The sequence below is a fragment of the Daejeonella rubra genome (genome assembly GCF_900103545.1).
GTDB classification, from domain to species: domain Bacteria; phylum Bacteroidota; class Bacteroidia; order Sphingobacteriales; family Sphingobacteriaceae; genus Daejeonella; species Daejeonella rubra.
The window spans coordinates 1-11925 of record NZ_FNHH01000047.1; the positions used below are offsets into that span (position 1 = coordinate 1).

Genomic DNA, 11925 nt, shown 5'->3' on the forward strand with positions numbered 1-11925 from the left:
AACTGCTCATTTTAAATGAGCACTGAATTGTCCTGGTTCCTTGATCTTTTTAGTTGGTTAGTTAGTAGTAAGAGTGCTCATTGCAAATTAATCCTGGTTCTTGGCTCCTGGTTCCTGATTCCTGGCTCTTGGCTCCATTGGTCTGTTGTCCGAATAAAGGCTCTGATTTCAAATTAGCACTTCGTCCTTGTTCCTTGATCTTTGTTCTATCATCGGAGGTCAGATATCAGAAAAAATACTGCAGTATTAAAATTAGCACATTATCGTCTTGATTCCTGGCTCCTGGCTCAATTGGTCTGTTGTATGAAGTATGAAGTATGAAGTATGAGGCCTGAAGTATGAGGTCTGAAAAAAAACAGAAAATTTGAAATTAGCACTGAATTGTCTTGGTTCCTGGTTCTTGGTTCCTGATTCATGATTCCTGGTTCTTACAAACCCTAATCATTAACTCTTTAACGATCCCCAAAAAATAAGGTTTAATTTAATATTTGAAATCTTTCCTTTAATATATAATGAGGAGGCACAATTACCTGGCCGGCAAAAAATACCCGACTGTTAAAATCTGTTAAAATTATGGATCAAATAAACTAAAGAAATACTTTCGTAGCTATATATATAGGATACATATATATTAGTCATAAATATAATTGATGTTTTACTGATTTACCTTATCTTTGCAGAATGTTTAAAAACAAGCTTAAAGTAACCCTAAGCATATTACTCTTAATAATAGTTGCATTTGCAGGCTGCAAAAGCAAATATGAAAAATTACGGGCAAGCAGCGATACCGCCAAAAAATACCGTGAAGCTGTCCGCTTGTACGATAAAAAGGACTACAGCAAAGCTCTTGGTTTATTTGATGACCTCGTTCAGAAATATCGTGGAACAGCGGAAGCAGAAGATCTTTCCTATTATTTTGCATACACTAATTATAAGCTGAAAGACTATACAACGGCCAGATATCATTTTAAAACATTTGCCGATACTTATGCATCCAGCGCAAAAGCAGAAGAATGCCGTTTTATGGCAGCTTATTGTTTTTACCTTGAATCACCTGTATTTTCTTTGGATCAGGAAAATACCATCAAAGCCATTGAATCTTTACAACTATTTATAAACCTATACCCTAAAAGCGACCGTGTAGCTGAAGCAAGCAAGTTGATCAGTAACCTGCGCGATAAATTGGAAATGAAATCTTATGCCAATGCTAAGCTATTTCTGGATATCGGCGACTATAAATCGGCAGTGATCGCTTTTAGAAATTCTGCTAGCGATTTTCCTGACACTAAATATGCTGAGGAAATGGAATTTCTTACAATCAAAGCACAAGCCTTGTATGCAAAAGCAAGTTTAGAAATGAAACAGGAAGAGCGCTACAATGAAGCCATTAACTTGTTTGCTGAATTTGCTAAAAACTATCCATCCAGCAAATATTTAAAAGAAGGAGAAGAGATAAAGAAGAATTCTGAAAAAGCTATAATAGACGTAAAAAAGCTGATCGCTATCCAGGAAGCTGAAATGAAAATATTGCAGGACAAAGCGAAAGCTGCAGAAGCAGCAACAAAAGCAAAGTCTGCAGAAGAAACTAAAAAAGAAGAAACTAAAAACAAATAAAATGAGTACTATCAAACCAGTTATTCCAAACAGCACAGTAACACGTGATGTTCGTGAGTTAGATAAAACGACCGACAATATATATGAGTCAATTGTAATTATCAGTAAACGTGCTAACCAGATCGCGAATAACCTGAAGGAAGAGCTTCATGGTAAATTAGCGGAGTTTGCATCTTCCAATGATAATTTAGAGGAAGTATTCGAAAATCGTGAGCAAATTGAAATCTCTAAACACTATGAACGTATGCCTAAGCCTTCGTTGATCGCTGTTGATGAGTTTTTACACAATAAGGTTTATTACCGCAATCCTTCTAAAGAGCAAAACTAAAGCATAGGAGCATAGTACTCCTTGTACTATGCCCCATGCATGCTTTCAGATGGGTAGACTCCATGCCCTATGCTTACAAATAAAAATATCTTACTTGGCGTTTGCGGAAGTATAGCTAGCTATAAATCTGCGGTTTTAACCCGTCTGCTTGTTAAGGCCGGTGCAAATGTCAGGATAGTAATGACCAGGGACGCTTGTAACTTCATTACACCCCTAACTCTTTCTACCCTATCAAAAAATCCAGTTTTAACAGAATATTTCGATCCGAAAACCGGAAGCTGGAATAATCATGTTGAGCTGGGCTTATGGGCAGATACGATGATCATTGCTCCTGCCAGCGCAAATACGCTGGCTAAATTCGCAAATGGCCTATGCGACAATCTGCTGGCGGCGGTTTACCTGTCTGCAAAATGCCCAGTGTATTTTGCTCCTGCAATGGATCTGGATATGTGGAAACACCCGGCAACCCAGAAAAATATCAATTCGCTGCTCAGTTATGGCAACTTCATGATCAAACCTGCCTATGGTGAATTGGCGAGTGGCTTAACCGGTGAAGGACGAATGGCAGAGCCGGATGAAATTATCGGATTCATAAGCCATGACCTTAAAAAAAAACTTCCTCTAACAGGTAAAAAAGCATTGGTAACTGCAGGACCTACCTACGAAGCTATTGATCCGGTCAGGTTTATTGGAAATCATTCTTCAGGTAAAATGGGATATGCCATTGCTGAAGAACTATCTGCGCTAGGAGCAAATGTTACTCTCATAAGCGGACCCAGCGCATTAAAATTATCCGATAAAAACATTAACAGAATAGATGTTACCTCCGCTGAGGAAATGCTGAAAGCTTCACTTTCCAATTTCCCCGGGACTGATATTTCTATACTTTGTGCTGCGGTTGCAGATTATCGGCCCAAAGAGGTTTCTGCATTAAAAATAAAAAAGGATAGCTCAGAATTCGGATTGGAACTGGTCAAAACTTCCGATATACTGGCCACACTAGGCCAGGAGAAAAAAGCGGGACAAATTCTGGTTGGTTTTGCACTGGAGACAGACAATGAAGTAGCTAATGCAATCAAAAAACTTGAAAAGAAAAACCTCGATTTTATAGTTTTAAACTCTTTGAACGATGAGGGTGGAGCATTTAAAAATGATAATAATAAGATAACGATCATTGATCGCAATCATAACAAAGAGAGCTTTGAGCTTAAACCTAAGAATGAAGTCGCTGCAGATATCTGTAAAAAAGTATTAGATTTATTAGGATGAAACATCTATTGCTAATCTTAATGCTTCTGATTATTTCCCCTGTGATTTTTGCACAGGACCTGAATGCTCGTGTTCAAATACTTGCACCACAGTTATCCAATTCAAATAAACGCATTCTGGATATTCTTGAAGCTAGCATTAAAGATTTTTTAAATGGAAGAAGATGGACAGCGGATGCATTACAGCCTCAGGAGCGCATTGACTGCAATTTCGTAATTACAATTATAGATTGGGACGGTTCAAGCAATTTTAAGGCGGAAGCACAGATTCAGTCAAACAGACCTGTATTTAACAGCAGCTATAACAGTACCTTATTGAATATCAGTGATAATGAATTTGGATTTACTTATTCCGAAGGACAGGCACTCGATTTTTCAGACCAGAATTATATCAGCAACTTAAGCTCTCTCCTGGCATTTTATGCCTACATCATCACAGGAATGGATTATGATTCATTCTCTAAATTTGGTGGCACCCCCTACTTTCAGAAAGCACAAACAGTTCTGAACAATGCACAAAATGCACCGAATACAGGATGGAAGGCTTTTGAAAATTTACGCAACCGGTTTTGGCTCGTTGAAAACCTAACGAACAAATCATATAATCCAATCCGCGAAAGCCTCTATATTTATCACAGAGATGGGCTGGATGTAATGGCAGAAAATAAATCAAAAGGTCTTAAAGCGGTTTTGTCGGTTATTCCTCAACTTCAAAAAATTGACAAACAAAAACAAGGCTCTATCTTAAATCAGATATTTTTTACCGCTAAATCTGACGAGATCATTAATATATTAAGTTCAGCTGATACTCAGGACAAATTAAAAGCTTTCAATGTTTTATCAGAGATTGATCCTGCAAACAGTTTAAAGTACGAATCATTAAAAAAAACCAGGTAGGAATATACCTCATAATTCTTAAGCCATTCAAACCTAATTATTAATTTAGCTCAAACTTTACCTACTACATGCTCAAGCGACTGGCGATTAAAAATTATGCCTTAATTGATAATCTGGATATTTCTTTTTCGAAGGAATTGAATATCATGACCGGAGAAACCGGAGCAGGTAAATCAATTATCCTTGGTGCATTATCACTGATCCTCGGTCAGCGGGCAGAAAGCAAGTATTTCTTTAATCAACAGAAAAAATGTGTGATTGAAGGAACCTTTCTTGTTAACGAATTTCAGCTGAATGAGTTTTTTGCAGAGAACGACCTGGATTACGACCTCGAAACTGTTTTAAGAAGAGAGATCTCTTCTGATGGGAAGACAAGAGCATTTATTAATGATACTCCAGTAAACCTGACCACCCTGAAAAAACTCGGCGAAAAATTAATAGATGTACACTCTCAACATGCCACGCTGGAGATCAATGACGAGGATTTTCAGCTCCTGGTCATTGATACAGTCGCAGGAAACCAAAGCCTCTTAAACAATTACCGCGAGGTTTATAGATCATACAAAAAGGCACAGGCTCGTCTGAAAGAACTCATCAGCCAGAGCGAACAATCAAAATCTGACCTGGATTACTTTCAATTTCAGTTTGACGAGTTGGAAAAAGCAAATCTCAGCACTGGTGAACAAACAGAACTGGAACAAGAACTCGATGCGCTTACACATGCCGAGGATATTAAGAAAAGTCTGTTAAGTTCCATATCTGTTCTAAGTGAGACTGAACCTTCGGCGATCGTGCAGATCAAAGAAGCAGCTGTCAACCTGGCGAATGCAGAAAAGTACAATCCTGAAATAAGCAGCCTGACAGAGCGTCTTAACAGTTGCCTGATAGAAGTTAAGGATATCCTTTCTGAGATCGAACGAATAGAGCAAGGCAGCCTGATAAACGAATCACGTCTACAAGAGGTAAACGACCGTCTTGATCTTCTTTATTCTCTACAAAAAAAGCACCGTGCAGGTTCAGAGATCGAACTAATTGCGGTTCGCGATGAAATCTCAATTAAGCTCAACAGCATTCTATTTGCGGATGAGGATATTGAAAAATTAAAACTTGAAGTCGATAAACTTTATCATGAAGTACTGAACCTTTCAGTGCAATTGGGTAAAACCCGGAATGAATCTATACCTAAAGTTGAAATGCAGGTCATGAAAACACTTGCTGAGATAGGAATGCCAAATGCTATACTTCAAGTTGTGAACGAAACTTTGCCTGAAGGCAAGTTTGATCTGAACGGAAACAATCAGATCAGGTTTCTATTCAGTGCAAACAAAGGCCAGTCGCCATTACCCATGAACAAAGTTGCTTCAGGAGGTGAACTTTCGAGGCTGATGCTGAGTATAAAATCACTTATTGCAATGCATACAGCACTTCCCACAATAATTTTTGATGAGATCGATACCGGAATTTCCGGAGAGGTTGCCTTGAAAGTTGGTAACATCATGGAAAAACTGTCGAAAAACATGCAGGTGATCGCCATCACACACTTACCCCAGATAGCCAGTAAAGGGGATACCCATTACCGGGTGTATAAAGATGAAAAGGACGATATCACCTATACGAATATTAACAAACTCAATGAAGAAGAGCGGATACTGGAACTCGCAAAAATGTTAAGTGGCGATAATCCTGGCGAATCGGCAATTCAAAATGCGCGTGAATTACTGTTTAATTTTTAAAGAGTTTAAGAATTAGAGATTAATAATAACTTTACCTTTTTATTTACGACAAAAAACAAAAATTAATCATATGTATAACTTACTGAAAGGTAAAAGAGGAATCATTTCAGGTGCTTTGGATCAAAATTCAATAGCCTGGAAAGTTGCAGAAAAAGCTCATGAGGAAGGCGCTGTATTCGTTTTGACCAATGCACCAATCGCCATGCGCATGGGCGAGATCAACACACTTGCTGAAGCAACAGGTTCACAGATCGTTCCGGCTGATGCTACAAGCGTAGAAGACCTTACTAACCTATTTACTCAATCACAGGAAATTCTGGGTGGGAAAATTGATTTTGTTCTTCACTCGATTGGAATGAGCGTAAATATTCGTAAAAAGATTCCTTACCCTGAGTTAAACTATGAATATTTTCAAAAGGGAATTGATGTTTCAGCATTATCATTACATAAAATGCTGAGTGTTGCCAAGAAGCTTGATGCCATAAATGAATGGGGAAGCGTAGTAGCTCTTACCTATATGGCTGCACAGCGTACTTACCCTTTCTATACTGATATGGCTGATATCAAGGCAATGCTTGAGTCAATCGCAAGAAGTTTCGGTTATCATTACGGTCTTGATAAAAAAGTACGTATCAACACTGTTTCTCAATCGCCAACCAAAACCACTGCTGGTACAGGCATAAAAGGTTTTGGAAGTTTTTATGACTATGCAGACGCAATAGCCCCTTTGGGTAATGCTGATGCAGAATCATGCGCTGACTACTGTATTACATTATTCTCGGATCTGACCCGCATGGTTACCATGCAGAACCTGTTCCATGATGGTGGATATTCGTCTACAGGTGTAAGTGATGATGTGATGTACAGATTAGGAGTAGAAAATAGCTAAATCTATAAATAAAACAAACAAAAACCCCGAAAGCCATGGCTTTCGGGGTTTTTGTTTTAATGAATTTCAGGATCAGATTGATTCAACTAAAACTATTTTCACTTTCACGGAGCCCGGGGGAGTTACTACTGCAAGGCCATCAGAACTCTGAATCTCAATCACTATCTGACCGGAACGGGTCAAATAACTATAGGATACTCCATTATAGACCTGTGGAATCTGTTCATATGTTCCGGTTTCAAATGAAACATAAACCAAAACACCTCCATAATCATTAAAATAATTATCAATTTCAGGCATATTGATGGAAGCGGTATAAGAACGACCTCCATCAAGCTTGATCCAGCTTCCGGAATTCAGGGTGGTAAGTATTGTGCGGTTGGGAACAATTTGCTCCTTCTTACATCCCGCACTCAGAACTAAAATAAACAGGGCAAATAAAAGAATGGGCTTTTTCATAAAATCTATACAGGAATTGCCTGTACTTATAGGACGAAAAAAAAGGGGAATGGTTGCATGCAACCATTCCCCTTTTGATAATATAAATTGATATTACTCTTCTTTTTTCTCTTCCTTCTTCCTTTTAGCACTTTTGGTTTTAGCTACAATACTGATCTCTTCTTTTTCCTTATCATAGTCTACTTCCATAGTATCTCCTTCTGTCAGCTCCCCTTTCAGGATCTCTTCAGCAATTGGATCTTCCAGATGTTTTTGGATAGCACGTTTCAAAGGACGGGCACCAAAATTAGAATCGTATCCCTTTTCTGCTATGAAATCTTTGGCTGCATCTGTAAGTTTAATTGTATAACCCAGACTTTGGATCCTGTCGAATAGAGACTTAAGTTCAATATCAATGATCTTGAAGATATCATCCTTAGTTAATGAATTGAACACGACAACATCATCCACACGGTTCAGGAACTCCGGAGCAAAAGCACGCTTCAAAGCATTCTCAATAACACCTCTTGAATAGGTATCAGCCTGAGAAGTTTTTGCACCAGTGCTGAAACCAACACCCTGACCGAAATCTTTCAACTGACGGGCACCAATATTTGAAGTCATGATGATGATCGTATTTCTGAAATCTACCTTGCGACCTAAACTATCGGTCAGCTGGCCTTCATCAAGCACCTGTAACAGAATGTTAAACACATCAGGGTGAGCTTTTTCGATCTCATCAAGAAGCACAACAGCATATGGTTTTCTTCTTACTTTTTCGGTCAGCTGTCCGCCTTCTTCATATCCCACATATCCCGGAGGCGCTCCAACTAAGCGTGAAACAGCAAACTTCTCCATGTACTCACTCATATCTACCTGGATCAAAGCATCCTCGGTGTCAAACATGAAGCGGGCAAGTTCTTTGGCTAATTCGGTTTTTCCAACCCCTGTCGGACCAAGGAAAATGAATGAGCCAATTGGCTTTTTAGGATCTTTCAATCCCGCACGGGTACGCTGAATTGCTTTTGTTAATTTTTTAACCGCATCTTCCTGTCCGATAACCCTGCTATTGATCGCATCAAACATTCCGAGCAATTTAATGCTGTCAGTCTGACCGACTCTTTGAACAGGAATTCCGGTCATCATAGAAACAACCTCAGCAACATTATCTTCAGTTACAGTATAACGTTTTGTTTTTGTTTCGGCTTCCCACTCACTTTTTGCTTTTTCAAGCTCTTCAAGCAAGTTCTTTTCAGTATCGCGAAGTTTGGCAGCTTCTTCATACTTCTGACTGCGAACTACTTTATTCTTCTCGATCTTGATCTCTTCAATTTTTTGCTCCACATCAATGATATTTTGCGGAACATGAATATTGGTCAGGTGAACACGGGACCCCGACTCATCAAGGGCATCAATAGCCTTATCAGGAAGGAAGCGATCCGTAATATAACGTGAAGTTAAACTCACACAAGCATTTATGGCTTCATCGGTATAGGTAACACCGTGATGCTCTTCATATTTTTCTTTAATTCTATTCAGAATTTCAATGGTTTCAGCAGGTGTTGCCGGCTCCACCATCACTTTCTGGAAACGACGGTCGAGAGCGCCATCCTTTTCAATGAACTGACGGTACTCATCAAGAGTGGTGGCTCCAATACATTGAATTTCGCCACGTGCCAATGCCGGTTTGAACATATTCGATGCATCCAGAGACCCTGAAGCTCCTCCAGCACCAACAATGGTATGTATCTCATCAATAAAGAGAATAACATCCGGAGATTTCTCCAGCTCATTCATTACTGCCTTCATCCTCTCTTCAAATTGTCCGCGGTATTTAGTGCCGGCAACCAATGAAGCAAGATCAAGAGTAACTACTCTCTTATTAAATAGAACACGCGATACTTTACGCTGAACAATTCTCAGAGCAAGTCCCTCTGCAATTGCAGATTTACCAACACCAGGTTCACCGATAAGGATTGGGTTATTCTTTTTACGACGTGATAAGATCTGAGAAACACGCTCAATTTCTTTCTCACGACCAACGATCGGATCCAATTTTCCATCTTCTGCAGCACGGGTCAGGTCGCGACCGAAATTATCAAGAACCGGAGTTTTTGATTTAATATCAGAAACCTTTTTAGGCTGACTGAAGCTTTCTTCTTCTCTGAAATCATCGTCACCTGCAGGAGATCCTCCCGGAGCTTCGTCACGGAAACCTTCCTTATTGTTTTCTACTTCAGCCTTAAATATATCATAATTGACATTGTATTGCTGAAGGATCTGAGAAGCTATATTATCTTCATCCCGCAGGATTGAGAGTAACAGATGCTCTGTACCTATAATATCACTTTTAAATATCTTTGCTTCGAGGTACGTTATCTTCAAAACTTTTTCAGCCTGCTTGGTCAGGGGAATGTTACCCAGATTGACCGTAGTGCTGGAAGTTCCTTTAACAGAATCTTCCACAGACTTTCGTAACCTGGCTGTATCAACACCGGCACCCTTTAATATTTTTATTGCCATGCCGTCTCCTTCCCTTATGAGACCCAGCAACAAATGCTCTGTTCCAATATAATCATGACCCAGACGCAGGGCTTCTTCCCGGCTATATGATATCACGTCTTTGACGCGTGGGGAAAATTTCGCTTCCATTATATTACCTTTCTGTATGTTTTAACGCCCTAATCTATTAAATTATTAGGTTAATAAACCTGACGTACTTGTAACAAGTTATCAACAATTACGCCATTTAATGAAAAATGGTTTTCTGGACATATGACATAATAAAGTTGACATGTCTCTGACTAAAATACGATATTTGGAGTTCAATAATCAATACAAATGTCAGACGAAAAAATAATCTTTTCTATGGCTGGGGTAAATAAGATTTACCCTCCACAGAAACAAGTACTTAAGAATATCTATCTATCGTTTTTCTATGGTGCAAAGATCGGCGTAATCGGACTAAATGGCTCAGGTAAGTCATCCCTTCTCAAGATCATTGCCGGTTTAGACAAATCATACCAGGGAGATGTTGTTTTCTCTCCTGGATATACGGTTGGTTATCTAGCTCAGGAACCCCTACTGGATGCCCAAAAAACCGTTCGTGAGGTTGTTGAAGAGGGTGTTGCCTCAACAACTGCTATCTTAAAAGAATACGAAGAGATCAATGAAAAATTTGGCCTTCCGGAGGTATATGAGAATGCGGATGAGATGGACAAACTGCTCGCACGGCAAGGAGAATTACAGGACCAAATTGATGCTTGCGGGGCCTGGGAGCTTGACAGTAAACTGGAAAGGGCAATGGACGCATTACGCTGTCCTGAGCCGGACACCAAAATTGCCACTTTGTCAGGCGGAGAACGCAGAAGAGTAGCAATGTGTCGCCTTCTGCTTCAGGAACCTGATGTTCTATTACTTGATGAGCCAACCAACCACCTCGATGCCGAGAGTATTGACTGGCTTGAGCAGCATCTGAAACAATATAAGGGTACGGTCATAGCAGTAACCCACGACAGGTATTTCCTTGATAATGTTGCAGGATGGATCCTGGAACTTGATCGTGGTGAAGGCATTCCCTGGAAAGGGAACTATTCTTCATGGCTTGATCAGAAAGCGAAAAGACTGGCTTCGGAAGAAAAAACAGAAAGCAAGCGTCAGAAAACACTCGAAAGAGAGCTCGAATGGGTTCGGATGGCACCTAAAGCTCGCCATGCAAAGTCGAAGGCTCGTTTATCAAACTATGAAAAACTGGCCTCCGAAGACACTAAGGAAAGAGAAGACAAACTGGAGTTGTTCATTCCGCCGGGACCAAGATTAGGTAACCTCGTTATCGAAGCGCAGAATGTTACGAAGGCTTACGGCGATAAATTATTGTTTGAAAACCTAAGCTTCTCTCTCCCACCTGCAGGAATCGTTGGGATCATCGGACCAAATGGTGCAGGTAAAACAACTCTTTTCCGATTAATTACGGGCCAGGAGACTCCGGATGCGGGATCATTCAGAGTAGGTCCAACCGTAGCATTGGGATATGTTGACCAGATGCATGACGACCTGGATCCTGAGAAATCAGTTTGGGAAAATATTACCGACGGCCAGGAAACGATCTTATTAGGAAACCGACCTGTCAACTCAAGGGCTTATGTTTCCAAATTCAACTTCAACGGTGCAGACCAGCAGAAAAAGGTGGCAGTACTTTCCGGAGGAGAAAGAAACCGGGTGCATCTTGCTATTACCCTTAAGAAAAGCTCGAACGTACTCCTGCTGGATGAGCCAACAAATGATATTGACGTGAACACTCTAAGGGCATTGGAGGAAGGTCTCGAAAACTTCGGAGGGTGTGCAGTTATTATTTCTCACGATCGATGGTTTTTGGATAGAGTTTGTACCCATATTCTCGCATTTGAAGGTAATTCACAGGTTTATTATTTCGAAGGCAATTACTCCGAATACGAAGAGAACAGGAAAAAACGTACCGGTGATGTTCAACCGCACCGCATCCGGTATAAGAAACTTACAGATTAAATAAAAATACACCGGGGTCAGGGGGATGGTGTTCTGCTGATTCCGGTATTTTCCTTTTGGATTAGTTCACGTGGGGGGAAAGAGATGGTTGGTGAGAACACTTACAAGATGTACCACCATTATCCTATGGTCGGTGTTCTCCTTTAGACTTGTAAAAGTAAAACAGAGTATAGAACTTGTGTTTTACAATAGTTACAAGGGCAAAGGCAAATTAAGGTGTTCTCCGGGAATTAA

The 11925-nt window shown here is 40.0% G+C and carries 9 protein-coding genes; 7 read left to right on the forward strand and 2 right to left on the reverse strand.

All coding sequences use genetic code 11. From position 1 onward, the window contains the following. Positions 1-681: 681 nt before the first annotated feature. The 6 genes from BLR27_RS17880 (at position 682) to BLR27_RS17905 (ending at position 6729) form a co-directional block, all read left to right on the forward strand. Positions 682-1614, forward strand: a complete 933-nt coding sequence (locus BLR27_RS17880) for an outer membrane protein assembly factor BamD (protein WP_090707193.1) — start codon at positions 682-684, stop codon at positions 1612-1614. A gap of 1 nt (position 1615) precedes the next feature. Further along, a complete protein-coding gene (locus BLR27_RS17885; protein WP_090707195.1) occupies positions 1616-1942 on the forward strand; it encodes a DNA-directed RNA polymerase subunit omega in 327 nt (108 codons plus the stop codon). A gap of 69 nt (positions 1943-2011) precedes the next feature. Continuing rightward, the gene (gene coaBC / locus BLR27_RS17890; protein ID WP_090707197.1) at positions 2012-3211 is read left to right on the forward strand and encodes a bifunctional phosphopantothenoylcysteine decarboxylase/phosphopantothenate--cysteine ligase CoaBC; all 1200 of its coding nucleotides are present in this window, start codon (positions 2012-2014) and stop codon (positions 3209-3211) included. Next, positions 3208-4107, forward strand: a complete 900-nt coding sequence (gene porD / locus BLR27_RS17895; protein WP_090707202.1) for a type IX secretion system protein PorD — start codon at positions 3208-3210, stop codon at positions 4105-4107. The genes coaBC and porD overlap by 4 nt, the downstream gene beginning before the upstream one ends. 68 nt (positions 4108-4175) lie before the next feature. Then, positions 4176-5840 (forward strand): DNA repair protein RecN, encoded by a 1665-nt coding sequence (gene recN / locus BLR27_RS17900; RefSeq protein WP_090707204.1) that lies wholly within the window; start codon positions 4176-4178, stop codon positions 5838-5840. Between the two features lie 70 nt (positions 5841-5910). Further along, complete coding sequence (locus BLR27_RS17905) at positions 5911-6729, forward strand: enoyl-ACP reductase FabI (protein ID WP_090707206.1); 819 nt, start codon at positions 5911-5913, stop codon at positions 6727-6729. 72 nt (positions 6730-6801) lie between these two features. Here BLR27_RS17905 and BLR27_RS17910 read toward each other — a convergent pair whose 3' ends face one another. Continuing rightward, positions 6802-7188 (reverse strand): hypothetical protein, encoded by a 387-nt coding sequence (locus BLR27_RS17910; RefSeq protein ID WP_090707208.1) that lies wholly within the window; start codon positions 7186-7188, stop codon positions 6802-6804. 93 nt (positions 7189-7281) lie between these two features. Next, positions 7282-9819 (reverse strand): ATP-dependent Clp protease ATP-binding subunit, encoded by a 2538-nt coding sequence (locus BLR27_RS17915; protein WP_090707209.1) that lies wholly within the window; start codon positions 9817-9819, stop codon positions 7282-7284. 189 nt (positions 9820-10008) lie between these two features. Between BLR27_RS17915 and ettA the strand changes: the two genes are divergently transcribed. Next, positions 10009-11691 carry an energy-dependent translational throttle protein EttA gene (gene ettA, locus BLR27_RS17920; RefSeq protein ID WP_090707211.1) on the forward strand — a complete coding sequence of 561 codons (1683 nt, stop codon included), beginning with the start codon at positions 10009-10011 and terminating at the stop codon, positions 11689-11691. The last annotated feature ends 234 nt before the right edge of the window (positions 11692-11925 follow it).

Bases quoted from the DNA above. Each gene is read 5' to 3' on its own strand.
- BLR27_RS17880 (WP_090707193.1), top strand. From the start codon at position 682: ATGTTTAAAAACAAGCTTAAAGTAACCCTAAGCATATTACTCTTAATA.
- BLR27_RS17885 (WP_090707195.1), top strand. From the start codon at position 1,616: ATGAGTACTATCAAACCAGTTATTCCAAACAGCACAGTAACACGTGAT.
- coaBC (WP_090707197.1), top strand. From the start codon at position 2,012: ATGCTTACAAATAAAAATATCTTACTTGGCGTTTGCGGAAGTATAGCT.
- porD (WP_090707202.1), top strand. From the start codon at position 3,208: ATGAAACATCTATTGCTAATCTTAATGCTTCTGATTATTTCCCCTGTG.
- recN (WP_090707204.1), top strand. From the start codon at position 4,176: ATGCTCAAGCGACTGGCGATTAAAAATTATGCCTTAATTGATAATCTG.
- BLR27_RS17905 (WP_090707206.1), top strand. From the start codon at position 5,911: ATGTATAACTTACTGAAAGGTAAAAGAGGAATCATTTCAGGTGCTTTG.
- BLR27_RS17910 (WP_090707208.1), bottom strand. From the start codon at position 7,188: ATGAAAAAGCCCATTCTTTTATTTGCCCTGTTTATTTTAGTTCTGAGT.
- BLR27_RS17915 (WP_090707209.1), bottom strand. From the start codon at position 9,819: ATGGAAGCGAAATTTTCCCCACGCGTCAAAGACGTGATATCATATAGC.
- ettA (WP_090707211.1), top strand. From the start codon at position 10,009: ATGTCAGACGAAAAAATAATCTTTTCTATGGCTGGGGTAAATAAGATT.